27 protein-coding genes are annotated in these 23,374 nt (G+C 40.8%); 18 read left to right on the forward strand and 9 right to left on the reverse strand.

Features of this window, described 5'->3' with window-relative positions; genetic code table 11:
* Positions 1–24 precede the first annotated feature (24 nt).
* The 5 genes from ABWY16_RS10790 (at position 25) to ABWY16_RS10810 (ending at position 3,263) form a co-directional block, all read left to right on the forward strand.
* Complete coding sequence (locus ABWY16_RS10790) at positions 25–624, forward strand: c-type cytochrome (protein ID WP_353904655.1); 600 nt, start codon at positions 25–27, stop codon at positions 622–624.
* Positions 625–657: 33 nt separating this feature from the next.
* On the forward strand, positions 658–1,935 hold the full coding sequence (soxC, locus tag ABWY16_RS10795) for a sulfite dehydrogenase (protein ID WP_353904656.1): 1,278 nt from the start codon (positions 658–660) through the stop codon (positions 1,933–1,935).
* 78 nt (positions 1,936–2,013) lie between these two features.
* Positions 2,014–2,493, forward strand: coding sequence for an RNA polymerase sigma factor (locus ABWY16_RS10800; RefSeq protein WP_353904657.1), 480 nt, complete (start codon positions 2,014–2,016; stop codon positions 2,491–2,493).
* Positions 2,477–3,061, forward strand: a complete 585-nt coding sequence (locus tag ABWY16_RS10805) for a hypothetical protein (protein ID WP_353904658.1) — start codon at positions 2,477–2,479, stop codon at positions 3,059–3,061. The genes ABWY16_RS10800 and ABWY16_RS10805 overlap by 17 nt, the downstream gene beginning before the upstream one ends.
* Before the next feature lies 1 nt (position 3,062).
* A complete protein-coding gene (locus ABWY16_RS10810; RefSeq protein ID WP_353904659.1) occupies positions 3,063–3,263 on the forward strand; it encodes a hypothetical protein in 201 nt (66 codons plus the stop codon).
* A gap of 95 nt (positions 3,264–3,358) precedes the next feature.
* Here ABWY16_RS10810 and ABWY16_RS10815 read toward each other — a convergent pair whose 3' ends face one another.
* Complete coding sequence (locus tag ABWY16_RS10815) at positions 3,359–4,573, reverse strand: cation:dicarboxylate symporter family transporter (protein ID WP_353904660.1); 1,215 nt, start codon at positions 4,571–4,573, stop codon at positions 3,359–3,361.
* A gap of 146 nt (positions 4,574–4,719) precedes the next feature.
* Between ABWY16_RS10815 and ABWY16_RS10820 the strand changes: the two genes are divergently transcribed.
* The 3 genes from ABWY16_RS10820 (at position 4,720) to ABWY16_RS10830 (ending at position 6,561) form a co-directional block, all read left to right on the forward strand.
* The gene (locus ABWY16_RS10820) at positions 4,720–5,673 is read left to right on the forward strand and encodes a helix-turn-helix transcriptional regulator (protein WP_353904661.1); all 954 of its coding nucleotides are present in this window, start codon (positions 4,720–4,722) and stop codon (positions 5,671–5,673) included.
* 66 nt (positions 5,674–5,739) lie between these two features.
* On the forward strand, positions 5,740–6,237 hold the full coding sequence (locus tag ABWY16_RS10825; RefSeq protein WP_353904662.1) for a DinB family protein: 498 nt from the start codon (positions 5,740–5,742) through the stop codon (positions 6,235–6,237).
* Positions 6,238–6,342: 105 nt separating this feature from the next.
* On the forward strand, positions 6,343–6,561 hold the full coding sequence (locus ABWY16_RS10830) for a DUF6965 family protein (RefSeq protein WP_353904663.1): 219 nt from the start codon (positions 6,343–6,345) through the stop codon (positions 6,559–6,561).
* A gap of 20 nt (positions 6,562–6,581) precedes the next feature.
* Here the strand turns inward: ABWY16_RS10830 and ABWY16_RS10835 are convergent, their stop codons facing one another.
* A complete protein-coding gene (locus ABWY16_RS10835) occupies positions 6,582–6,950 on the reverse strand; it encodes a helix-turn-helix domain-containing protein (RefSeq protein WP_353904664.1) in 369 nt (122 codons plus the stop codon).
* Positions 6,951–7,202: 252 nt separating this feature from the next.
* Here ABWY16_RS10835 and ABWY16_RS10840 point away from each other — a divergent pair, with 252 nt between their 5' ends.
* The 4 genes from ABWY16_RS10840 (at position 7,203) to ABWY16_RS10855 (ending at position 9,884) form a co-directional block, all read left to right on the forward strand.
* Positions 7,203–8,372, forward strand: a complete 1,170-nt coding sequence (locus ABWY16_RS10840) for a FecR family protein (RefSeq protein ID WP_353904665.1) — start codon at positions 7,203–7,205, stop codon at positions 8,370–8,372.
* A 103-nt stretch (positions 8,373–8,475) separates the two neighbouring features.
* Complete coding sequence (locus ABWY16_RS10845; protein WP_353904666.1) at positions 8,476–9,063, forward strand: RNA polymerase sigma factor; 588 nt, start codon at positions 8,476–8,478, stop codon at positions 9,061–9,063.
* A 173-nt stretch (positions 9,064–9,236) separates the two neighbouring features.
* A complete protein-coding gene (locus ABWY16_RS10850; RefSeq protein ID WP_353904667.1) occupies positions 9,237–9,443 on the forward strand; it encodes a hypothetical protein in 207 nt (68 codons plus the stop codon).
* Positions 9,444–9,677: 234 nt separating this feature from the next.
* Positions 9,678–9,884: a hypothetical protein gene (locus ABWY16_RS10855; RefSeq protein ID WP_353904668.1), complete on the forward strand. Its 207-nt coding sequence runs from the start codon at positions 9,678–9,680 to the stop codon at positions 9,882–9,884.
* 49 nt (positions 9,885–9,933) lie between these two features.
* On the opposite strand, the gene ABWY16_RS10860 is transcribed toward ABWY16_RS10855, so the two are convergent.
* Positions 9,934–10,860, reverse strand: coding sequence for an AraC family transcriptional regulator (locus tag ABWY16_RS10860; RefSeq protein ID WP_353904669.1), 927 nt, complete (start codon positions 10,858–10,860; stop codon positions 9,934–9,936).
* 148 nt (positions 10,861–11,008) lie between these two features.
* Between ABWY16_RS10860 and ABWY16_RS10865 the strand changes: the two genes are divergently transcribed.
* Complete coding sequence (locus tag ABWY16_RS10865; RefSeq protein WP_353904670.1) at positions 11,009–11,287, forward strand: UxaA family hydrolase; 279 nt, start codon at positions 11,009–11,011, stop codon at positions 11,285–11,287.
* 96 nt (positions 11,288–11,383) lie between these two features.
* On the forward strand, positions 11,384–12,544 hold the full coding sequence (locus ABWY16_RS10870) for a UxaA family hydrolase (protein WP_353904671.1): 1,161 nt from the start codon (positions 11,384–11,386) through the stop codon (positions 12,542–12,544).
* Between the two features lie 116 nt (positions 12,545–12,660).
* On the opposite strand, the gene ABWY16_RS10875 is transcribed toward ABWY16_RS10870, so the two are convergent.
* On the reverse strand, positions 12,661–13,386 hold the full coding sequence (locus tag ABWY16_RS10875) for a hypothetical protein (RefSeq protein WP_353904672.1): 726 nt from the start codon (positions 13,384–13,386) through the stop codon (positions 12,661–12,663).
* 222 nt (positions 13,387–13,608) lie between these two features.
* Between ABWY16_RS10875 and ABWY16_RS10880 the strand changes: the two genes are divergently transcribed.
* From ABWY16_RS10880 to ABWY16_RS10890, 3 genes are all read left to right on the forward strand, one after another.
* Positions 13,609–13,974 carry a retropepsin-like aspartic protease gene (locus tag ABWY16_RS10880; RefSeq protein WP_353904673.1) on the forward strand — a complete coding sequence of 122 codons (366 nt, stop codon included), beginning with the start codon at positions 13,609–13,611 and terminating at the stop codon, positions 13,972–13,974.
* 160 nt (positions 13,975–14,134) lie between these two features.
* Positions 14,135–14,941 carry an FKBP-type peptidyl-prolyl cis-trans isomerase gene (locus ABWY16_RS10885; protein WP_353904674.1) on the forward strand — a complete coding sequence of 269 codons (807 nt, stop codon included), beginning with the start codon at positions 14,135–14,137 and terminating at the stop codon, positions 14,939–14,941.
* A gap of 7 nt (positions 14,942–14,948) precedes the next feature.
* Positions 14,949–16,496, forward strand: a complete 1,548-nt coding sequence (locus tag ABWY16_RS10890; protein WP_353904675.1) for a S8 family serine peptidase — start codon at positions 14,949–14,951, stop codon at positions 16,494–16,496.
* A 2-nt stretch (positions 16,497–16,498) separates the two neighbouring features.
* Here the strand turns inward: ABWY16_RS10890 and ABWY16_RS10895 are convergent, their stop codons facing one another.
* Positions 16,499–17,491, reverse strand: a complete 993-nt coding sequence (locus ABWY16_RS10895; protein WP_353904676.1) for a phosphotransferase enzyme family protein — start codon at positions 17,489–17,491, stop codon at positions 16,499–16,501.
* A 60-nt stretch (positions 17,492–17,551) separates the two neighbouring features.
* Between ABWY16_RS10895 and ABWY16_RS10900 the strand changes: the two genes are divergently transcribed.
* Positions 17,552–18,751 carry a M20 metallopeptidase family protein gene (locus ABWY16_RS10900; RefSeq protein ID WP_353904677.1) on the forward strand — a complete coding sequence of 400 codons (1,200 nt, stop codon included), beginning with the start codon at positions 17,552–17,554 and terminating at the stop codon, positions 18,749–18,751.
* 87 nt (positions 18,752–18,838) lie between these two features.
* Here the strand turns inward: ABWY16_RS10900 and ABWY16_RS10905 are convergent, their stop codons facing one another.
* The 4 genes from ABWY16_RS10905 to ABWY16_RS10920 form a co-directional block, all read right to left on the reverse strand.
* On the reverse strand, positions 18,839–19,246 hold the full coding sequence (locus tag ABWY16_RS10905; RefSeq protein ID WP_353904678.1) for a MauE/DoxX family redox-associated membrane protein: 408 nt from the start codon (positions 19,244–19,246) through the stop codon (positions 18,839–18,841).
* Positions 19,247–19,406: 160 nt separating this feature from the next.
* Entirely contained in the window at positions 19,407–19,985 is a 579-nt protein-coding gene (locus ABWY16_RS10910) for a Crp/Fnr family transcriptional regulator (RefSeq protein ID WP_353904679.1), read from the reverse strand.
* Positions 19,986–20,360: 375 nt separating this feature from the next.
* The gene (locus ABWY16_RS10915) at positions 20,361–22,736 is read right to left on the reverse strand and encodes an alpha-L-rhamnosidase-related protein (RefSeq protein WP_353904680.1); all 2,376 of its coding nucleotides are present in this window, start codon (positions 22,734–22,736) and stop codon (positions 20,361–20,363) included.
* A gap of 266 nt (positions 22,737–23,002) precedes the next feature.
* The coding region (locus ABWY16_RS10920) for a glycosyltransferase family protein (RefSeq protein ID WP_353904681.1) at positions 23,003–23,374 on the reverse strand (372 nt) is incomplete at its 5' end.

Here is a 23,374-nt window from a genome sequence, read left to right on the forward strand (position 1 = left end):
GTGGTGGTTATGATCGTTGTTTCTATGAGCCGAAGCAGGTCGGGCCTTCCAGAGAAATTTGGAATAGGCCGGCCGGCCCCTGCCGCTGAAATTACTAAACTGGATATTGATGTAAGGTCTGATGGGAAAGGATTGCCAGCAGGCGCAGGGAACACAAGAGAGGGTAAGCTCATCTATGAGGCGAAGTGTGTGGCCTGCCACGGGAACGGCCAGAAACTGGAAAGCCCGCTCCCGGGAGAACCGTTGTTTGTTGACTATCCATTAAACGAAAAATCAGCCAGAGCTAAATCTCCCGTTCAACTGGTCATTATGAATGAAGCTAAAAAGAGTAAAGGCCAAAAAAACGCTGCTGAACAAAAGCAGGACAGAGCTCCAAAAACGATTGGAACATACTGGCCTTATGCAACTACGATCTTTGATTATGTAAGAAGGGCAATGCCTTATAATGCACCCGGTTCACTAACTAATCAGGAAGTTTATCATTTGACAGCTTATCTGTTATACCGCAATCATATCATTTCCCAAAATACTATCATTACAGAAAAGTCGCTGCCAAAAATAGTGATGCCTGCAAAAGAAAAATACGTTAATGATGACCGTAAAGGGGGAAAAGAACTGAAATAAAGCCTTGTTCGCCAGGCTATAAATCAAAGCAAGATGAATGAAGAAAATAACTTATTTACTAACCGCAAGATCAGCCGCAGGCTGTTGCTGGGTGGTGCGGCTACAGCGGCTGTTGTACTTGTACAAACTTCAGTAGGTAAAATGGTTCAGGCTGCAGTTCCGGAGTCGCAAGCTCCTCCGCTGCTTACAGACTCCGCTTCAGTAGATAACCCCTTATTAATTCCAGATCCCACAAAAGTGCCCGGGAGAGGACCAAGCGTTTCCGGCATGCCATCTTCATTTGAGCATCCTGAACGTTTACCCTCAGCTACCTCATCAAGAACGCCGCTACAGGATCTTTATGGAACAATCACACCTTCGGCATTACATTTTGAGCGCCACCATGCTGGCATCCCGGTCATTGATCCCCAGAAATACGAACTGGTTATTCATGGGATGGTAGACAAACCCCTGGTCTTCAGTCTGGCAGATCTAAAAAGATTTCCCTCAGTTACGCGGACCTGTTTCATTGAATGTTCGGGGAACTTCCGCTCCGGCAAACAGGAAATGACACCGCAGGAAATCTGTGGATTAACCAGTCAGAGCGAGTGGACGGGCGTAATGCTGTCTACCTTATTCAGGGAGGTTGGTGTCTCTGAAAAAGCCAGCTGGTTCCTTGCCGAGGGCGGCGATGCTGCGGTCATGACCAGAAGTATTCCGGTAAGCAAGGGCTGGGACGATGCAATGATCGCTTATGCACAGAATGGGGAAGCCGTAAGGCCGGAGCAAGGTTATCCGGCACGTTTACTATTGCCAGGCTGGGAGGGGAATACTTCAGTTAAGTGGCTCAGGAGGATCGAGTTATCAGACGCACCTTACATGACGCGTGAGGAAACATCAAAGTATACAGAAAGCGTGAAGGATGGAAAGATCAGGCAGTTCAGTTTTGTCATGGATGCACGTTCGATCATAACTTTTCCATCCTTTCCTGTACAATTGGAACGCGGCTGGATAGAGATCCGGGGCATTGCCTGGACCGGCAGGGGAAAGATCATCAAAGTAGAAGTCAGTGTTGACGCAGGGCGAACCTGGGCTCCGGCAGAATTGCAGGGACCAGTACTCGATAAAGCGCATACTGCATTCCGCTACCTGTGGAAATGGGAAGGCCGGGAAACCGAGATCATGAGCCGCGCGATTGACGAAACAGGATATGTACAACCTTCTTATCAGGAACTATGCGCAGCGCGGGACAGCAAAGGGGGATACCATTTCAATCCTATCACAAAATGGAGGATACAAGGCTCCGGGAAAGTCGTGTTAAGCGACAGCTGAAAAAGAATGTAACATTTCGAACAGTCCCGTATCTAACGCGGCAGAAACAGAAAACCAAACCGTATCTTCTGCTGAAAAATGACAACGTTCGAGGAAATATATAACTTCTATTCACCGCAGATCTTCAGGGTATGCCTCGGCTACACCAATGATCCGGATCAGGCAAAAGATCTTGTTCAGGAGACTTTTATCGCCGTCTGGAAAGGACTTCCGGGCTTCCGTAACCAGTCGCACATCAGCACCTGGATCTTCAGGATTGCCACCAATCACTGCCTTCGCGCAATAGAAGTTGCTAAACGCATGCCCTCTGCAGAACTTCCTTTCAATCTGGCTGAAACCTGGGAAGAATCAAAAGAAGAAAAACTAATCTTTTTATACCGCTGTATCGCAGAGCTGGATGAAACAGACCGTATCATCATCTCGCTGGAACTTGAAGGTTTACCGCAGGCAGAGATTGCATTAGTAGTAGGATTAAGCAGCGGCAACATCCGGGTCAAAATTCACAGGATCAAAGAAAAACTGTCACAAAAATTTAAAGCTCATGGACAATTTAGATGATTTGAAGGCGGTATGGCACACCGCAAAAACAGACAGTCTGCCAAGCTCCGGGGAAATGGTCAGACTGATCAGGAAATTCCGCGGTCAGAAACTGCGCAACAAATGGCTGGTGATCATAATATCCCTGTTATTGACTATTTTATTTGTTGCTATACTGTTCATCTTTCCCTTTAAGCTGATCAGCAGTTTTATCGGCGGAGGATTGATGGCGCTGGGCAGCCTGCTGCTGGCTCTGACAAACATCAGATCGCTGAAAAGATTTTATCGGCTGGATGACTCCAGTAACCTGGAGTTTATTGCCTTCATTGAGCAGACCCGCAAGAACCAGCTCATTTACTACAGGAAGACAATGGTTTTTATCATGCTCAGTTACTCTGTTGGTTATATGTTATATGCTTATGAACTCACCTGGAAACATCCTTCATGGTTTGTTGGCGTTTATGCAGTAATTACCATCTATTGCGCCATTATGTGGTTCATCGTCAGGCCACGGGCCTATAAAAAAGGGGCAGCAAAACTAGACGCTATGCAAGCGAAACATGAAAATATACTCAAACAACTTAAATGATATGAAACGCAACCACATCCCCAAATCTGCTTTATACCTTCTGATTACTGGTCTGTTCTTTACCACGCTCGGGCCCATAACCGCCCGTTATTTCCATTGGTCTGATTTCCTGAGGGGAATAGCCAGTGGCCTGGGACTGATGCTCGAGGTTATTGCAATAATTAAAATACAGCAAAGCAAAAAAGAAAACCGCTGTATTTAAGCTGCTTCATCTAAATTTGTCGGGCCAGTCTACACCACGGTTTAAGCGTAACGCAAAAGAAATCTGGTAAATCCGGCCCGACAAATTGTCGATGATTATTCAAACTCCGCCTGCTCAAATATGCCGCCGGCAGGGGTAACAAACTCGTTTTCACTTTTAGCGATGACAATCGTAGCAACACCGTTTCCGATGATATTGGTGATCGCCCGTGCTTCGCTCATAAACTTATCTACACCCAATAAAAACGCCAAACCTTCGATTGGAATTTTGTGTATAGCAGTCAATGTTGAAGCCAGGATAATAAAGCCACTTCCTGTTACACCTGCTGCACCTTTGGAAGTGATCATCAGGATCCCAATGATGCTGGCCATCTCTCCAAGAGACAAATGAACATTGTACAACTGAGCCAGAAAAATCACGGCCATCGAAAGATAAATAGAAGTACCATCCAGATTGAAGGAATAGCCAGTCGGCACAACCAGACCAACAACTGATTTACTGCAGCCCATTTTTTCCAGTTTCAGCATCAGCGTAGGCAATGCCGATTCAGAAGATGAAGTTCCCAGTACAAGCAGAAGCTCTTCTTTGATATACTTCAGGAACTTGAAAATACTCATTTTATAATAGCTAAGGATTGCTCCCAGGATCAGGAAAACAAACAGGAACATCGTCAGGTATACTGTTCCCATGAGCTTCGCTAAAGGTATCAGCGTTTCCAGTCCGAACTTCCCGATTGTGTAGGCCATTCCGCCGAAAGCACCAAGAGGGGCAAGGTACATCACATACTTCAATCCTTTGAAAACAAGTTTAGACAATACGCCCAGTTTCCCTACAGCAGCTTCACGGTGCTTTGAAAAGTTCAGTATTACACCTATGATGATTGCAACCAGCAGAACCTGCAGCGTAAAGTTCGACAGAAAGAACTGTCCCCAGTCGAACCCGGCCGCGCCCTGTGCCTGTGTATATTTTGATGGATCCTGTTCCTGCAAGCCTGTTTTGCTGATTTTACCCGGCTGGATAATTACCGCAACCACAATACCAATTGCCAATGCAAATGTAGTCAGCACTTCGAAATAGATCAATGACTTCAATCCAATACGTCCTACTTTTTTCAGATCGCCCATTCCGCTTATGCCCAAAACTATAGTCAGGAAAATGATGGGGCCGATAAACAATTTGATAATGTCCACGAAGGTCTTGCCCACAATTTCCATTTTTATTGCTGTAGCAGGGGCGTAATGCCCTAATAAAATACCTGCTATAATAGCAATGAGTACCCAGAAAGTGAGGTTTTTAAAAATGATCTTCATGCGTGAACGTTAATTGGATAGGTAATAATAGCGAAATTTTTAAACTTACGGCCTTAAGCAGGGCTCTGTGCACCGATTATTCCTGTAATAAACATGATAGTTTTAGGCTTTGTGGAAATTACCGGCTGAAATTGTAGCTTTGACTTATGAACCGCCTTGATCGCCTTTCAGCAATACTTATCCAGCTTCAGTCGCGCAGAACTGTCAGGGCCCAGGATATTGCCGACCGCTATGAGATCAGTCTGCGTACCGTTTACAGGGATGTGAGATCGCTCGAGCAGGCTGGTATTCCTGTCATTGGCGAAGCCGGAGTTGGCTACTCGCTGATGGAAGGGTACAGGTTGCCTCCGGTGATGTTCACACGCGAAGAAGCAACTGCTTTTATTACAGCAGAAAAATTGGTGACCAGCTTAACCGATGCCGAAAACAGCAACTCCTATACGCTTGCGCTGGATAAGATCAGGGCAGTGCTGAAGACTGCTGATAAAGATTACCTGGAACATATTGATCACCGCATCGAGGTCGTAAAAAGTAACCGCGGACCGCAATCGAGTTTACAACAAAATAATCTTCAAACTATATTGAATGCCATTGCAAGTAAAAAATTGCTGCAGCTGGAATACTTTGCCTACTACCGTCAGGAACATACCAGGCGGTTAATCGAGCCTATTGGCGTGTTTTATTTGGATAACTACTGGCATCTCATCGCCTGGTGCAGGATGCGGAGGGATTACCAGGATTTCCGTTTTGACAGGATCTACGCTATCTCCATGACTGAGGACAACTTTGAAGATCAGCATCCCTCACTGAAACAGTATCTCAGTGAACAATACAAAGATATGCAGCTTGAGGAAGTCACAATTATAGTAGATAAGGAAGCTTCTTTACATTTGGGAGAACAGAAGTATTATCAGGGTTTTGTTTCGGAGCAGCAATGTCCGGAAGGAGTGGAGATGCAATTTCTTACGTTTTATCTGGAAGGATTTGCACGCTGGTTTATGACCTTCGCCGATTATGCTGTTATAATCAAGCCTGAAGCCCTTCAGGAAAGAGTAAAATCTTTATTTACAGCTATCTCAAAAAAACTGGAGAAAGCATAATTCCTACTGACATAGGGTTGTCACAAGCCTGCTGTTTCTTTGAGTTATAAACCAAAGAACAAAGTTATGTCTGCACCACAAGAATTTTTAAAAGAACTGAATGATGAATCTGTAGTCACCCGCAAAATGCTGGAGCGCGTTCCCGAAGATAAGTATGACTGGCGTCCACATGAGAAAAGTATGTCCATGATGCAACTTGCCGGACATATCGCTGAGCTCCCTTCCTGGATTAGTATGGCCTTCACTACAGATGAACTTGATTTTCAGGCCAGCGCTTACGTACCACCAGCGCTAAACAACAACCAGGATTTGCTTGGCCTGTTCGAAAAATCTTTCGCAGAAGCGAAGGAAAAACTTGAGTCCAATTCTAATGCAGATCTTTCACCTGCATGGCTATTAAAGAATGGGGAGCAGGTACTGATGTCCTTAACCAAAGGAGGACTGATACGTCATGCCTTGAGTCAGACTATTCACCACCGTGCCCAGTTAGGTGTTTACCTGCGTTTGCTGGATATCCCAATTCCAGGAACTTACGGACCGAGTGCCGATGATCCGAGCTTCTAGTACTTAGCAAAAGCTTTAAATCCGGCGGAGGTACAACAAATTTATCCCGCCTGATTTTTATCCTTTCAGTTTCTCATTGGCTAATTTTTCTTTTAACTTAGCGGCATGTCAGTAGAAGAATTAGAAGGATACTTTGCAGGAATTGAATTACCCGAAAGAGTGCAATTGGAGCAGGGGGTAGTTATAGAAGATATTCCTCTTTTTCTGCAATCACACTTCAGTTATCTTAAACGTAATGAGGACTTAAAGTCCGCAGATGTTTTTCTGATACGCTTGCATAAGCTGCATGATAAAATCGAGGAGCTGAACGCCCAAGGGGAGTAATTTTGAGTAGCTAAATAAGCCTAATTCAGATTAAAAGGAATAAACTTTGAATGTGCACTGATCTTAAGCTGAATGATATGCCTCAGTATATCAGCAATATCCAGCTGCACCAGTACGGCTTCGCGTCCAAGCGGGTGTGCCACCAGATCAGCCGGTGCCATATACTTCAGATTGATCTGCTCCTCAGTAAGGCCAAACTCCACAAGTTCAGATGCTGAGATCCTGTAAAACCTCAAAATTTTCCTGAACATCATCAATGTGATTTCCGCCTCTTCAGTTTCCACCTTCTGATAAGAACGTGGAGTAGTTCCCAGTTCCCTCGCCATTTCTTCGATAGACAGTCCCGCAGTTTCCCTAAGCACCTTTATGTTGTATATAAGTCTTCTCATAGTTCAGATAACATTAGAATAAAGCCTTATCTAATTTAGTTTAAATATTCTATAATTACTGCATTTTTAATACAATAAATTATAGAATTCAATTAATGATTAGCATTAAAAATTTTACCATTAACATGTCCAAATATGCCAAGGTCATAAAGCTGTTAGCCAAATATTCTGTACAAGATAAGGGAGGCAGAAAAATAGTACGCATACCTATAGGACATAAGTATCAAAAGATATACTGTAAAGGTATAGACTATGAATACACCCAATAAAAAAGAATTTTTACGACTTGTTAAAAGCTATCTTGATGGAACTGCAACTCCAAAACAAGCCTCTACGGTAGAACAGTACTTTGATCTGTTCTCCACAGAACCAGATATTCTGGATACAGTCGACAAAACCGAGGTCAGGGAGATCCACGACCGCCTCAAATCAGCAATAGACGCAAGAATTGACCAGGAAGATAAATTTCATACCGTTGTACCCTGGAAATACCTATCAGTAGCAGCCAGTATCCTGCTGGCAGCTACGATAGGAATTTACTTTTACGCTTCCAGGCATTCTGAGGTAAAACAGTTTAGTAAACCTGCTATGGTAGCGGATATTGCTCCCGGTGGCAACAAGGCTATTCTTACCCTTTCAAACGGAACCAAGATCTCTCTAAGCGATGCCCGTAGCGGCAAAATCGCCAATCAGAACGGGACCAGTATTGTAAAAACGAATGAAGGACACCTCGTATATCAATCTTCAGCTTCAGCAAATACTGCTGCCGCTTACAACAGCGTAGAAACTCCCAAAGGGGGGCAGTACCAGTTGGTGCTTGAAGACGGAACCAAAGTCTGGCTCAATGCAGCATCTGCATTGAAATACCCACTGGCTTTCGATGGTAAAGAACGCAAGGTAGAACTCAATGGCGAAGCTTATTTTGAAGTAGCCCACAACAAATCCAAACCCTTCAGAGTAGTTACAAATCACCAGGTAGTCGAAGTGCTGGGAACTCATTTTGATATCAATTCCTACACAGATGAACCTGCTACTAAAACCAGCTTACTGGAAGGCAGCGTGAGGGTCACCAGTTTTGGTTCAAATGCGAAGATGGTCATCAGGCCGGGTCAGCAGGCCGTGGTTAGTACTTCGCATCCGCTTTCAGCAATCACTGTTAAAAATATCGATATCGATGAAGCTGTGGCCTGGAAAAACGGATACTTCATGTTTGACGAAGAATCACTGGAGAGCATCCTCCGGAAAATCGCCAGGTGGTATGATGTAGATATCCAGTACAAAGGGCTTGATGCAAAGAACAAACTGTTTTTTAGCGGCACGCTCTCCAGGTACAGTAATGTTTCAAAAGTATTGAAGAAACTGGAGCTGACCGAATCCGTTCATTTCAAAATTGAAGGAAGAACTATCCTTGTGATGCCCTGAAGGTATTAAAATATCGTCCATTCATTAATTATTCATAGATGTGTAAGAACCCGTTCCCGATCATTGCCTCTTATCAGTGTTGCCTGCTTAAACGAGAAAGTATATGATTAACAAACTCAATAGATACAGGTCTCTTGATGATACAACACTTGTTTCGCTGCTGATGGAGGGCGACAGGAAGGCTTTTGATGAAATCTATGACAGATACTGGAAGAGGCTTTACAATGACACCTACAAGCGTCTGAAGAGCATTGAGAAAATCGAAGAGATCGTTCAGGATGTGTTTTCCAATCTATGGACTTCGAGGGGCAAAAGGAATATCCAGAATATCTATCCTTACCTGCTCACTGCAGTACGCTATCAGGTTTTCATGTTATACAAAAAGGGGAAAGCCACTCCAGAATTTGAGGAACCCCTGGAGCATATGGTCTTGTCAACCCTTCAGGCAGATTCCCTTTTCAACGAAAAGGAATTGAAAGGTTGTATCCGGGTATGGATGACCATGCAGCCCGATAAACGCAGGGCGATCTTTCAAATGAAATATGTGGATGAAAAATCTACCAGAGAAATCAGCGAGATCCTTGGCATCTCCCAGAAGACAGTACAAAATCAGTTACTTACATCTTTTTCAAGTCTGAGGGACTTCCTCAGCAAAGCAATGATTATTCTCAGCGTTTGCCACCTTGGCTAATACGGACAAACGAGCCTCAAAATATAATTATATGTGTAATTATAAACATTTATGAATCAAATTTAATTTGATCTCATTACTTTTACTATAAGCTTTAGAAAAAAATTAAAAAGAATCTTACATCATGATAGGAGAGTGTTTCTTTTTTGACGACTTATAATAAAACATAACATATGGAAAACATCGAATTTTCAGAAGCTGTGGATGCATTTTTGGCAAATACAGCCAATTCATGGCAACAATTTATTGTAGAAGACTATTGTCACTATTGGAGGTACAACTGCGATATCTCAGAAATTTATGAGGACGCAAAAGCTAAGGGTATCAGTGACCGCGTATTCCAGCTCATCGCCAGGATGTGGGACAGTGCCAAGCCATAATAACCTTGACTCGCTCTCTCCGCTCAGATAGTGATTGTCGGAGCAGGGATGATTTATTTTTACCTAGGGCATATTTGTATTCACCTAAACAATATGCTGGTTTACCTAAAGAATGGGGCTTTAATGTGTTAAAGGATTTAATCCTTAGAAAAAATATTCCTTATATGTTTAGGAGATTTGATCGCCATCACACACATATATATAAAAGAGTTTCCATCTAAAAAAAACCAACCTATGGAAAAATTAGAATTTTCAAAAGCTGTAGATGCATATCTGTCAAAAACAGCTAGCTCCTGGCAAGAATTTATGGTTGAAGATCACTTCGACAGCTTCAGGTTTGGACGAGACGTCCTGGACTTCTTTCATGAGAGTAAAGTAAATAAAATCAAGAAGCGGGTGTATGATGCTATCATTAAGAAAATAAGAGAAACCGAATCGTAAGAGCATAGTTGAACATGAAGGACTGCTCATCCGTTAACCCGGATGAGCTTTATTGTTTTATTTGTTTATTATGTTCCTCTTTACTTGTGATTGACCTGTATTTTTCTGGCGAAACATCCATCGTCATTTTGAAGATTTTGGAGAAATGATAGGGATCAGTGTAGCCCACTTCCCTTGCTATCTCATTAATTTTCAGGTTTGTTATGTTCAGTAATTTAGAGGCGTGCTGTACCCTCAGTTGTGTGAAATATCCAATAGGTGAGTACGCTGTCTCTTTTTTAAAAATGTTTGAAAATTGCGAGGTAGAATAGCCAAATTTTTGGGCTAGTTTACTTAAAACATATTTTTCTGAGATATGCTCTTTCATGAATTTTATCACATTATCAGACAGTCTGTTAAATTCTTTTTTGATTTCCTGTATATCATAAATCATTAGCGCAAGGATTCGTTGTAAGCTAAGGTTAGCATACATGATTCGATCATGGCTAGGATCATTTTCCAGGGTCTCTATTAAGTCATCAAGCAGCCTGTATACTTCTACCATATTATTTACATATGAAGGTCTCTGGCACTTCCGTAACGCGGGCTGGTCACAAAATTGAGAGATGTTTTCACCGCCGATCTTTATCCAGTAAATACTCCAGGGATCATCTGCATCAGATTTATATTGAGGCTGCTCATTTTGCAGCATAATAAAGAACTGACCCGGTGATACGTCAAATGTATTGATCTCAGTTCTTAGCGTTCCTTTGCCGCAAACGCATAAAATCAGTAACATTTCAGAACATCCGGGCTCATTTATGCGGAAGTCTTCATCTGCCTGAGGATACAGACCTATTTCACGGATCAATAAATGGCTGACATTTGTTCTATCCTGTATGTTTTGTTGCATTACATTTTCAGGAATTATTATCGACTTCCTTCCCTGGCACAGCCAGTATTCTGAAGTTCTAATCTCTTTTTTATCAATGCTCATATCTTTTATTTGATGTGAAAGATTTAGATGAATCGTAATATAATACATGCAATTCGTAAGCATTTCCATTGTGTAGATTTTTATTGATCGCGATATTTACTTATAATAAAAATTAACCAAATATCATCCTGATTTCTAATCATGACTTATGAGTAAGCTGATCAAACTCCATCTGCTTGATAATGTACTGATTGCTACTGAAGATATTCCTTCGGGTGAGCATCTTCAATTCCAGGGCATGGAGTTTTACTTTGCCAAACCTGTGGCAATAGGACATAAAATTGCTGCTCTATATATTGAAGCAGGGGAGAGGGTTATTAAACATGGAGTAACTATAGGTTGTGCTACTACAATGATCCAAATGGGCGATCATGTACACCTGCACAATATTACAAGCGACTATTTACCTAAAAATACCAATAAATAACAATGTGCTGGGGAAGCCAACCCCAGTTAGTAACCAACCATCCACCCAACCAGGTCTTGTAATGAGACCTGGTTTTAAACCATTTAGACATTTACTATGAATCATTTCCAATGGGAAGGCTATCTCAGAAAAGACGGCCGCAAAGGTATCCGTAATTATATTGTTGTTGTGTACAATACAGAATGTACTCATCATGTAGCGCGGGCAATAGCATCACCATTTAAAGACCATCCTGTGCAGCTCATTAATATGGCCGGCAGCAATCTCAATGACAATTCAGACATTATGATGAATGCTATATGCATGCATCCTAACGTAGGTGCAGTGTTACTTGTTGCATCAGGTTCTGAGGGTTTTGATTTCAACAAGCTCGAAGGGCAGGTAAATCAGTCGGGCCGACCTGTAAATAAAATTGTAATACAGGAAGCTGGAGGAACACAAAAAGCGATTGATGCAGGTCTCGACTGGGTAGACTGGTGCCTCGGAATAGTGGATATTGCATTCATGGTACCTATGACTGTTGATGATTTGATAATAGGCACAATTAGCGGCGGGAGTGATGCTACAACCGGAGTCACTGCAAATCCAGCTCTGGGTCGTGCATGCGATAAGTTGATCTCTAATAATGCTACAGTAATTTTTCAGGAAACGGGAGAGATGATTGGCCTAGAAGCTGTTCTTATTGATCGAGCAGCAAATCCTGCAATTTCAGAGCACTTAAAAAGATCTTTAGAGAACGCTGCAAGTAATTACAGATTGATAGACAATGAAAGTATTGTCCCTGGCAATGCTAGCGGTTATTTAACTACTGATGCAGAAAAATCCATGAGTATTTATTGTAAGGTTGGCGGGTCCCAAATCAGTGGATTGATAAAGCCAGGTGAAAAACCCTCTAGGCCAGGTTTGTATCTGATGGATGTCAACCCCGGGGACAAGAGTGTAAGGGCGCTTGTAAGTAAAAATGTTTCAGTGGGCATTGTTGAAATGATCGCCAGTGGATGCCACATGATAATTTTTACGACCGGCAGCGGATCAGTTGTTGGTTCTGCAATATCACCTGTAATCAAGATCTGTTCAAATCCGCAAACCTATGAGCGAATGAAGGGTGATATGGATATCAACGCCGGTGATATTTTACATGGAGAGATCACCATTGAAAAAATGGGGAATAATATATGCGATGGTATTCTGGCGGTTGCTGCAGGAATACCTACCTGTTCCGAAGGTATGGGCCATCAGGAATTTATGCTTACTTAATAAATATGTTTGTACCTTGTGTTTGCGAGTTTCAGTACGTCTAAAGATAATAGAAGGAGGGTGATCATATTATTATGATGCACCCTCTCAGTATTGGGTATAGATATTATTAATATCTAATTGAAATAGTTGACCTGGAAAATCCCAAATGCATCCGTGCCCGTAGTCGTTCCCATCAACCCTCTGATTACCAGCGAAAGCGTTTTGTATCTATTTGTAGTGGCATTAAACGTTAATGTGCTGCGCAACGTATTTGTAGCGGCATCTCTAACCTCAAATATGTAACTTGTTGATGCTGTTTTTGAAGCGTATTTTTTGAACTCAGATATGCCTTTATACGCAAGAGCAGAAACTTCATTTGATGCAGCAGCTCTGATTGTAATATTCAGTGGTGTACTGTTTGGGGACAAGTTTACAAAACGAATGTATACTGAACTATCCGGGCTGAGTACCGAAGATTGGATGTATGGGAGATTTTTCTCAGCCCTGAATATCGTGTCAATTGTTGGCGATTGCCCAGCGATATATAAGCTGTTGATAGATTGCAACTCAACTGATCTTATAAATAAAGTTTTTGTTGTATCCGTGGCGCTAACTACAGTAACTGTATTTTGACCTCTAAAAGCTCCATAAACGCTGCTTGATCCATATCCCAGATCTGATGCTTTAGAATATGCAAATCCACTTCCTGCACCTGGATTTACTCTTACAGCTCCTGTTCCAACAGCAGCATTGATGACTGTAATGTTAGCTGTTGCTTTGATCTCATCATTATCTTTCTCACAGGCTGCTCCTAAGAAAAGAAGTATAACAGCAGTCACACTTAGTAAGTTTTTTTTCATTTGTCAGGTTTTATTTGTTCGAATTAGGTTGGTTGGTATTAAATAGACGGTACTCCTTCATCTATACAGTATAATTCATGGAGTAAGTCTCCCAAGATGATTGAAAAATTGTAGGTTTCTATCATTAATGCCAGTCTGGATGGCTAAGCACATTTATAAGAAACAATCTTTTATATAAGATGGGATTTCATCATTACTACATATACTATCCATGTACAACATATGATGACAGACAAACGAAGTTTACTAATTATAGGCCTGCTTTTCAATCTTGCAACAGGTCTTAAAGCGCAGGTGGCCAAAATTCCTTTTGAAATGATCGGGCCACATCTTTACATCAAAGTACAAACCAGCAAAAGCGATACACTTAATTTTCTTTTTGATACGGGTGCAACTGGTGGAACCATTGATTCGTTAACTGCTGAAAAAGCTGGTATAGATCAACTTCATCGGAAAGCTGTTTCCGTAGCCGGCTCTGGAGGTGTCAGGAAATATACAATGGCAGAAAATCAGATCTTAAAATTAAATAATTTTGAGGTCAGGAATGTGAACCTGGTTTTTAGCAGACTTAAGGTCATTTTCTGCTGATCTCGGAACTAAGCTGGATGGTATTATAGGTTATGAAATATTAAATCAGTACACCACAACGATAGATTTTGATCAAAGTCAAATTTGCCTGTACACAGATACTAAATCTGTAGATACCATCGGATACACTTCCATTCCTTTTGAATTTAACAAAAACGTAATGATCCCGCGCTTTCCCATATCAATCACCCTGGATAATGGCGAAAGCTTCAGTGGCAGGGTAATGTTTGATACGGGTAATGCTTTTTCATTATTGGTAAGTGCGCCATTTAGCAAATTTCACAATTTTAATGAAAAGCTTGGACTTACAGAGACGACAAGTGGGCGGGGGCTGCATGCTGTCACCCGGGATAGGGTAGCAAATATCCAGGCCTTGAGTTTTAATGGTTTTAAGTTTGGGAAGATGGGTATCAGATTAACTGTTAATGATCAGGCAGAACCAAAAGACGGCTATCTTGGCATCCTGGGTATTGAAATTATAAAGCGGTTCAATGTGATTTTAAATTATGCTCAGAAGCGGATTTACCTTAAGCCCAATCATTTGTATCAAGACTCTTTCAGCCTGGCAGCTTTTAAAAAAATTGGAGATCCGGCAAGTATAACATTTTTAGAAAACAATAGAAGTAAATCTGGTATCCATACCACTTCTTCCGGACTTCAGTATGAAGTCCTGAAACAAGGAGATGGCCCAAAACCTACGCTATCGGACCGGGTCGCTCTTCATTACAAAACAACATTGGTAAATGGTACTAAACTCTGGAATACTTATGATGACCAAAAACCCTGGATACACCACCTTGATAAAACTATTGAGGGAGTAAAAGAGGCAGCGCTTCTGATGCCCGCTGGTTCCAAATGGAAATTGTACATCCCGGCTGCTCTTGCTTTTGGAGAATCTGGTTATGAACAAGTTCCGCCGGGCGCTGCATTGATCTATGAACTTGAAGTGCTGAACTCTGAAAAATAAGCCGGACATGAAAAATTATTTAATAGCTATTCTGGTTATGTTAATAACTGAAATGACAGTAGCACAACCAAATCAGAGCCGACAGTTAAAGCCTAACTGGTATAATCTTGATTTGGAAGCAGACAGTGTGTTTGGCATCAGTATAGAGAAGGCGTATGGACAACTTTTATCCATTAAAAAAGCTACTCCAGTCGTCGTAGCAGTCATAGATGGAGGATTGGATATCAACCATGAGGATCTAAAGAATGTAATCTGGACAAACGTCAAAGAGATACCGGGCAATCACAAAGATGACGATAGTAATGGCTATGCGGACGATGTACATGGCTGGAATTTTCTCGGATCCGGCAAGGAAGATTTTGAGTATGATAATGATCTGATTGTAGTTCAGCTAAGGAAATATAATCGAATGTTCGGTGATATGGATAGTACTTTAATCGCTAAAAAAGACTTACCTGAATATAGAATTTACATTGCTAAACGCGAAGAATTAAAAAGCAAACTGGATAAAGCCAATCAAAACATTGCCAGCCTGAAGCAGTTCTTGGAAGACGTAAATGCTATCTTGAAAAAAATCAATAAAGACAAGCCTGATATTGAAGATTTTAAGAATTTTGTGCCTACAAATGATGCTGAAAGAAAAGCTCAATATTTTATGGTAGGCGTGTTGAAAAAAAATCCTGATCTGGAAGGCTATATGGATCGTGTTAAAACACAACTTAAGGACAATGAAATAGATGTTCAATATCATCTGAATTTTGACTATGAACCAAGGGCTAAATATGCTGGGGAATTTGCTGAATCAAGCGGAAAATCATATGGAAATCCAAATGTGTCTGGTAATGTTCCTCCATCACACGGCACACATGTAGCGGGAATTATTGCTGGACAGCGCAACAATAATATCGGTATTGATGGAGTTGCCGATAAAGTACAGATCATGGCTATAAGGGCTATACCTGATGGTTATGGATTGGATAGAGACCAGGCAAATGCGATCCGTTATGCTGCCGACAATGGTGCTAAAGTGATCAATATGAGCTTTGGTTTAAGTGTAGCACTGGATCGTCAGTTGGTCAAAGATGCTGTGAACTATGCTTTGTCCAAAGATATTCTTTTTATACAGGCTGCGGGTAATGGTCATGACAATTTGGATCTTAGTACCAGTTACCCAAACCGGCAGACAACTGAAGACCAGAACTTTGTAAATTCTTTCATCAAAGTAGGGGCGTCTGCTTATAGTGACGATGATAAACTTGCAGTTTCTTTTTCAAATTATGGTAAACAAAGTGTCGATGTCTTTGCTCCCGGTCTTGGGATCAACTCTACCATTCCAGGAAATAAATATGAAGCACATAGCGGAACGAGCATGGCTGGTCCGGTTGTCACAGGTTTGGCAGCTGTAATTAGAGAATATTATCCGAAGTTGTCTGCTCCGCAAGTTAAAGAAATCATTATGAAGTCAGTGATCAAAAGAAATGCACTTAAGGATTTATCAGTAAGTGGCGGAGTTGTGAACGCTTACGATGCTTTGAAACTGGCAAGTACATACTAATATTATAACTTATCCTGGAGATACCATTCAGTCCATTTTCTGATATAGCTCACCTGATCCTGAAGATATCCCGGATGAGAGCGGTCAGCAAAATGTTTATAATCAAATGCAATGTGATATATCCAAAATGCAAATCCAAAGTACGGAAAGACCTCGATTTCAATAGAGGTAAGTGGCCTTACTTTGGTATAATTTTTTATCAACAGAAAAAATGCCCGGTTAGCTTCCTCGTGTGTAATTCTTGAATGCATCAATTGAAGGAAATAGTGAGCATAGAAGGATACCAGATCATTGATCAGATATCCTTCACCACAAAGCTCAAAATCAAAAAAAGTGACATGTCCATGTTCATCAAAATGAAAGTTGTGTGGTAGAAGATCATAATGACAATATCCATAACTGCATTGGTCCAAATCAATATCCATAAGTTTCATCTTGATTCGTTCAGATAACCTAATCAAGTAATTATAATCTTCGTGGAGGTCTGCGAAAGCTGTTTTAATCTTTTCTAAGGAATTAAATAGCAAATTATCAATACTCAGAGGCCTCCGTTTATGCTTTAATTGTAGCCGCGCAGTTATGTTGTGCATAGAAGCAATTTCTCTTGCAACTGCAGCTACCTGTTCTTCATTCATGTAATAAGACACTTGCCCGGGCGCACACGAATAAAGTACACCAAAGGCTGATCCCTTTTGACTTTCAAAAAATATGATATCAGAACCTTTGTTATTTTTGATTGGATAGGAAACACTAACACCTCCTTCATGTAAACAATTCAATAATTCTATTTCAGCACTGACCTCTTCCGGATTTGTATGCATCGCCGAGTAAATTTTTAGTATGTATTTAAGAGATTTTGTCTCTATCATATAAACCTCGCTGAGTTCATTCATTAATAAGAGACAATTGATAGGAGTTATCCCATAAGTGTCCTGAATTATTTGCTGGAGATTATGATCAGAAATTATAGTGTACTGGGCTTTCGTTGTTTCCATAGTTGAATTTACGTTCATTGAATCAGCTTTTCCTGGGACAAAAGTTACAGTTATAACTGGATGGGTTTAAAATTTCGTTATGAATGTTATATTTTAGCAGATATGGAAAAGCAATTGTTAGAAGAGCTCGTTCAAATTCGCCGTCATATACACCAGAATCCTGAATTGGGTTTTGACGAGATTAAAACATCCGCACTGGTACAAGAGCATTTGAAGAAAATGGGAATTCCTTTTGATATTCTGGCAAAAACTGGGGTGTTAGCAACTTTGAGAAAAGGGGAGGGGCCAACCATTGTTCTCAGGGCAGATATGGATGCCCTGCCGCTGCAGGAAAAAACAGGCTTAATATTTAGCTCTCAGATTGAAAATAAAATGCATGCTTGTGGACATGATCTTCATACTACCATGTTGCTCGGAGCAGCTTATTTACTGAAGGATAAAGAGTTCCAGGGTACTGTGATGTTTCTTTTTCAGCCTTCGGAAGAAGGCAATTTGAGAAGTCCTGAGCCCGGTAAGTCCGGTGGACAAATCATTTCAGAGACTGGAAGGTTGAGCGGCGCAAAAGCGATTATTGGCCTTCACGTCAATCCCCTGATGCCAACAGGTACTTTGGGTTATACTGAAGGTGAAGCGCTCTCTAATGTGTGTAATTTCATAATTACTGTAAAAGGTAAGTCAGGACATGCTGGTGCATTGGAACATGTAATTGATCCTGTCCTGATCAGTAGCCTTCTTATTGTGTCTGCACAGTCTATCATATCACATACTGCACCTACACAGCCGGCGGTACTTGCCTTTACAACCACAGAAATCGTTGGAGAACCTGCATATAATATCATTCCTGAAACGGTAATACTTAAAGGTAGTTTAAGGGTGCTAAGTTTAGATACGTACAACCTTATCGTGAACAAATTAAAAGCGTTGATGCATGGCATGGAGATTTCTCATGAATGTGCAATTGATATAGAGTTTACTGCTTATTATCCAAGTCTACTTAACAATTCTGATTTGAACAATGCATTATCATCTGTGCAGCGAAGCGTTTTCGGTGATAATACTATACAGCAGGCAGGGCAGTTGATCGCGGAGGATTTTGCGTTTTACTCCAGGCAAATACCCGCCGTGTTTTATTTTCTGGGAGCGGGAGTAGAGGAAGCTGAAAAGTACTTCCTGCATCACCCTAAAGTGATGTTTAATGAGGATTGCATTCCATTAGGATCAACTTTTCTTTGTGAGAGTGCAGTGAAGCTTCTCTCTTAAAACAAAGGAGGCGGGACATCCATCCCGCCTTACCCTCATGCTCATCACTCAAAAAAACAATATAATTAACCATGACTGGTTAATACTTTACAACTCCATCAAGATCACCCCAACTAGGGCAACAAGTGTCAGCATTATATTCACTTTAAAATGTTTGTACCAGCCAAGACGGGCAAACAATCCACCACATGCACATGGATGACGATCGTAGATATGGAAAACTGCACCACCCACATATAGCGTAAACAGGATCATGAGGAAGAGAGAGGCATACATACCGATCAACCTTGTTTGTGGTAGTAACAGCAGGCCTACAATTGCGAATTCCACCAGAGGTAAAACATACATTAGAACCTCACCTACCCATCTTGGAAAAACCTGAGTAATCATCGCCTGTTTAAACTTATGAAAATTGAACAATTTAGACAAAGCTGTATAAGCCCAAAGTATGATCATTAGTCCGGTAAAGAGGATGATAAAAGGATGTAGGTTCATAATTTAATCTTTTAAAGGGTTAACATGTAATCATTAAAAAAGTCAAACTTTGTCTGCTTCAATAGTACCAAGTTAAGGCAGAAATGGCGAAAAAAAAGGGACAGATGACCCAATCGACTGGTCCACTGTCCCTGCTGGGAGCGGTTATTTTTTTAAGCTATTATATTCTACGCGTTCTGTTTCTAATCCGGTTTAAGGTTTTTCTGGATATACCCATGTAGGCGGCAATGCTTTCTACCGATGCTTTTCTAAATAGTGCCGGGCAGTCCTTAATCAGGTGCAGATAGTTTTCTTCCGGAGAATAAGCTGCAAACTCCAGTATCCTTTTTTCACTCATTTTTTGGTACTCATGCATAACTTTTCTGATATACTCATTTGATTCCGGGAAGAGCCGGATGATTTCGTTCACATTGTCAAAAGAAATAGACAACAGAACACTTGGTTCCACTAATTCTATATAGGTTTCGGAAGGAACCTGATTAAAAAAACTGTTTATTGAAACCATTAACTGGCCTTGGTTCCAAAACCAAAACGGCACTTTTTTTTCTTCCTTGAAAATCACGCCCATCGCGGCGCCTTTTTCGATAAACCAAGCCCTGTTAGAGATTTGACCAGCTCTTAGGATCAACTGACTTTTAGCATAATATTCCCTCTTGATCATTTCGTTGAGTTTTTCCTTTAACTCAGCGCGCAAAGGATATTTTCCAGCTAGCAACTTGAACAATTCCTCATTTTCCATTTCATACGATAGTTTAAATTTAACAAAATGTTTAATTATCTGCTGATTTGTATGAGCAAGGCCTGGCCAAACTCCAAATCAATAATAAAATAAATCAATATTTTATTTGTTACGTGGGGGCCATCAAAAGTGAATCCATAGGCTATTGAATAATTAATGATCAACAAAATACGAAAAATATCTTTTACTCAAATTATTATTTATGCAAAATATAGTAACATATTGTTACCAACATTCGGTTGTGTCTTATCATTATTATTAATTTATAGCATAAAAGTCCACTATTCCTCGAAAAAAGAGGATTTTTGTCCTTAAAGCAAAGAAAAATGTTAATTTAAAAATTACACCTATAACTGAGGCGAGATCAGCTGTATGTTAATAATCTATTGTCTGTTTGCCGCCATGTAACTTACTTGTTTTGTTTTTCCAGGCGAAAGTTCCTGTAAGTCCTTCAGGTAAAGTAATATCACCAGTAATACCATTATCACCACTTCGTTTTAATTTTACTGTTATCTGCCCCAGGGGATGAGGCATTGATCCTTCCGCAACAGTTAATTTACCCATTGCTGGTTTAATTAAAACTTTGCTGAAACCAGGAGCATCGGGCATGATTCCACATATTGTTGCAAGAAAATCATAATTAGGACTTGCGCTCCATGCATGGCAGTCTGACCGTGTAGGTTCTGGTTTTTCAGCAAAAGTGGTAAGACCAAGTTTAAGCATATCTCTCCATGGTGTTAGCTGCTCATAATAGATATCTTCCAGGCCTGCTTTTTTCAAGGCCTGGGTCAAATAAAATCTGTAGAAAAATGTAACCTGACCAATGGATTTATCCTCCAGCAATTTCTTCATCATACGGGGCACTTCATTCTGTGGCATTGCGCCGCTCAACACTGCCCATATTCCGCCATGCTGGCTGTAACTCAGTTGTTCGGGAGTATCTGCAATTAAGCCTTTTTCTGCGTTGAAGCATGACATGAAAGTTGCTTGATTTATTTCGGATGCCTGCGTTTTGAAATTCTCAGCCTCAGCAGTGTATTCAAAGGCTGAAAATAGGTCTGCAGCCTGATTTAGCGTATACGCGTATTGTAAAGTTAGGATCGATGAATTTCCTTTGTCAGCGCCTGGAGGAACACCCCAGCCATTAAAGTTATCCCAATCAACAAAATTCCACCATGTTAATGCTCCGAGCATTTTTTTGTCTTTATCCATTCTTGTGCGGAACCATTGAAGTATCTCACTGATTGCAGGAATGAATTGTTTAACAAAGGCATCATCCTTTCGGTGCAACCAATAATCGTGTACCATGGATACCCAGAACAGCGAGAAAGGAGGGATGATCTGCAGTCGGTTACTTGGATATCTACCCTGTGTTAGTCCTTCCGGATTTCTTGAATGGTAAAAGTCAAGTATCGATTTTTTCATCAGCCTGTCATCACCACTCATATACAGGGAGATCAATGCCTGAATGCGGCTATCTCCGGTATACTGAAGCTGTTCGTAATACGGAGTATCATAATACTGGTCTCCGGCACAAAGCTGAGCGGTACGCCATCCTACATTCCATATTTCCTTCAGTGTAGCGTCACTACTGGAGAAGGATGCTTTCATCTCCAATGGATATCCCGTCTTCATTACATATATATCATTAATCATTAAGGGTTCATCTTTAGTAATTATGTCTAATTGCAGGTAGCGGAAAGATCTGATCCACAAAGGGCGGAAATTCCTTTTTTCACCTCCATCAGGTAAAAAAATGTCTTCATTTCCTTTGATTGCTTTATTAAGAATTTCATTTCTATTTCCTTTAATACCCTTGTCATCAAACAGGGATTCAGCATAAGTTAATTTTACAGATGCACCCTGCCCCCTGGAAGTTATTATTTCTGGATATCCGGTGGTATTCACTGAATTGTCCAACAATACGCTTACAGTTTGATTTGGAGGAATCGTCAGTGGAGTCCTGCCAATTAAGAAGTTCGTTCCAGCAAAGGTACCAACAGCCCTTCGTAAGAATGGAAATCTGGTCAAAGTTTCCTTAAATACCGGAATCGTTCTAGGAGATAAAGTCCACCTATTGTCAGTTCCGTAACCTACCGGATCCGGATGTACGATTTGCAACGACGTTTCCCAGGTGCTGTCTTTGAAATCCGGTTTCTCCCATCCCCATGGATAAAGTGACGCATCGACCCGATCGCCTGGGCCGACTACCATGTAGGCACCCAGTTTCTCCCCATTATTCAATGAGCAGGGGGAATAGGCATTGCTTTTTAAAACTTTCCAGCTCGAATCGGTATTAACGATCTTTTCAGACTCTCCGTTGCCCTGAATAACAAATCCTGTCTGATTTGATATCTGAGCTACTGCAGCCAGATCTCCCATATTCCAAACCAATGCGGCAATAGTGTTATTTCCTTGTTTTAGAAAAGGGGCAATGTCAACTGACTCAAAATACCAGTTGAAAAGATCACCTCTTGCCGGGCCGGAACAAACGGGATTTCCATTAACATATAGCCTGTATTTATTGTCAGCTGTCACATGGATCAGAAATGATTTGGGTACTTTGTTCAGATTGATTGTCTTTCTGAAATGATATACCCCATATTCTCTTTGCTGGGTTTTAGGGTGCGTGATCCAGAATGCTGGCCAGGCACCTTTGAGTAGTTCTGGTTGTATTTGTGAATTTTGGCCCATAGTCACGTTACTGCTAATGATTAAGCAGACTGTAATTAAGTTCATTTTAAATTTCATAGGTCCTACGTTTAATACTTGTTTGTATAACAAGAAGGTCATATTTGGCATGCTACATCTACAACTTATATGCGTAAAATAGCGCGACTAATGTAAGTAATGTTTTAACATTTAAGTACTTAACGCAGGAAATAAAATGGACAACAACGTTATTGATTTCTAGATTTTTAGCAAAATCTATTATTGGAATTCTTTAAATGGTTTTAGTAGTTGCGCAAAATAATTTTAATATTTTTCTTTCGGTGCGTATTTTACGCTGGCAGTAATTAATACTCACGGATTCTTACATTGCTTGAATGTACTGTTGCAATAAATCCTTTGTAATAATCGTGAGCAAATACTTTTGCGTTTTTATTTCTCACAAAAAAATCACCTTCGCCAATCTGGATATCCTTGAAGGGATATTTCTTCCAAAAACTTTTGCGATAGGCGAGGGTAGCCCCACACAGCCAATTTTTTTTAGCACTGCTGCTTTTTGTGAAATAGTATCTATTGTCATTTACGGAATAAAATTGTACATGGTTAAGCCCGCATATATCAGCTTCGGTGTTTAATAAAACATTTACCTGGTGGCTAATCCAATTTGAAGCGTACCAGTCATCATCGTCCCAATGTACAATAATGTTTCCTGCTGCTTT

The organism is Pedobacter sp. (assembly GCF_040513095.1).
Taxonomy (GTDB): Bacteria; Bacteroidota; Bacteroidia; order Sphingobacteriales; family Sphingobacteriaceae; genus Pedobacter.

Bases quoted from the DNA above. Each gene is read 5' to 3' on its own strand.
- ABWY16_RS10790 (WP_353904655.1), top strand. From the start codon at position 25: ATGAGCCGAAGCAGGTCGGGCCTTCCAGAGAAATTTGGAATAGGCCGG.
- soxC (WP_353904656.1), top strand. From the start codon at position 658: ATGAATGAAGAAAATAACTTATTTACTAACCGCAAGATCAGCCGCAGG.
- ABWY16_RS10800 (WP_353904657.1), top strand. From the start codon at position 2,014: ATGACAACGTTCGAGGAAATATATAACTTCTATTCACCGCAGATCTTC.
- ABWY16_RS10805 (WP_353904658.1), top strand. From the start codon at position 2,477: ATGGACAATTTAGATGATTTGAAGGCGGTATGGCACACCGCAAAAACA.
- ABWY16_RS10810 (WP_353904659.1), top strand. From the start codon at position 3,063: ATGAAACGCAACCACATCCCCAAATCTGCTTTATACCTTCTGATTACT.
- ABWY16_RS10815 (WP_353904660.1), bottom strand. From the start codon at position 4,573: ATGAAGATCATTTTTAAAAACCTCACTTTCTGGGTACTCATTGCTATT.
- ABWY16_RS10820 (WP_353904661.1), top strand. From the start codon at position 4,720: ATGAACCGCCTTGATCGCCTTTCAGCAATACTTATCCAGCTTCAGTCG.
- ABWY16_RS10825 (WP_353904662.1), top strand. From the start codon at position 5,740: ATGTCTGCACCACAAGAATTTTTAAAAGAACTGAATGATGAATCTGTA.
- ABWY16_RS10830 (WP_353904663.1), top strand. From the start codon at position 6,343: ATGTCAGTAGAAGAATTAGAAGGATACTTTGCAGGAATTGAATTACCC.
- ABWY16_RS10835 (WP_353904664.1), bottom strand. From the start codon at position 6,950: ATGAGAAGACTTATATACAACATAAAGGTGCTTAGGGAAACTGCGGGA.
- ABWY16_RS10840 (WP_353904665.1), top strand. From the start codon at position 7,203: ATGAATACACCCAATAAAAAAGAATTTTTACGACTTGTTAAAAGCTAT.
- ABWY16_RS10845 (WP_353904666.1), top strand. From the start codon at position 8,476: ATGATTAACAAACTCAATAGATACAGGTCTCTTGATGATACAACACTT.
- ABWY16_RS10850 (WP_353904667.1), top strand. From the start codon at position 9,237: ATGGAAAACATCGAATTTTCAGAAGCTGTGGATGCATTTTTGGCAAAT.
- ABWY16_RS10855 (WP_353904668.1), top strand. From the start codon at position 9,678: ATGGAAAAATTAGAATTTTCAAAAGCTGTAGATGCATATCTGTCAAAA.
- ABWY16_RS10860 (WP_353904669.1), bottom strand. From the start codon at position 10,860: ATGAGCATTGATAAAAAAGAGATTAGAACTTCAGAATACTGGCTGTGC.
- ABWY16_RS10865 (WP_353904670.1), top strand. From the start codon at position 11,009: ATGAGTAAGCTGATCAAACTCCATCTGCTTGATAATGTACTGATTGCT.
- ABWY16_RS10870 (WP_353904671.1), top strand. From the start codon at position 11,384: ATGAATCATTTCCAATGGGAAGGCTATCTCAGAAAAGACGGCCGCAAA.
- ABWY16_RS10875 (WP_353904672.1), bottom strand. From the start codon at position 13,386: ATGAAAAAAAACTTACTAAGTGTGACTGCTGTTATACTTCTTTTCTTA.
- ABWY16_RS10880 (WP_353904673.1), top strand. From the start codon at position 13,609: ATGATGACAGACAAACGAAGTTTACTAATTATAGGCCTGCTTTTCAAT.
- ABWY16_RS10885 (WP_353904674.1), top strand. From the start codon at position 14,135: ATGATCCCGCGCTTTCCCATATCAATCACCCTGGATAATGGCGAAAGC.
- ABWY16_RS10890 (WP_353904675.1), top strand. From the start codon at position 14,949: ATGAAAAATTATTTAATAGCTATTCTGGTTATGTTAATAACTGAAATG.
- ABWY16_RS10895 (WP_353904676.1), bottom strand. From the start codon at position 17,491: ATGGAAACAACGAAAGCCCAGTACACTATAATTTCTGATCATAATCTC.
- ABWY16_RS10900 (WP_353904677.1), top strand. From the start codon at position 17,552: ATGGGTTTAAAATTTCGTTATGAATGTTATATTTTAGCAGATATGGAA.
- ABWY16_RS10905 (WP_353904678.1), bottom strand. From the start codon at position 19,246: ATGAACCTACATCCTTTTATCATCCTCTTTACCGGACTAATGATCATA.
- ABWY16_RS10910 (WP_353904679.1), bottom strand. From the start codon at position 19,985: ATGGAAAATGAGGAATTGTTCAAGTTGCTAGCTGGAAAATATCCTTTG.
- ABWY16_RS10915 (WP_353904680.1), bottom strand. From the start codon at position 22,736: ATGAAATTTAAAATGAACTTAATTACAGTCTGCTTAATCATTAGCAGT.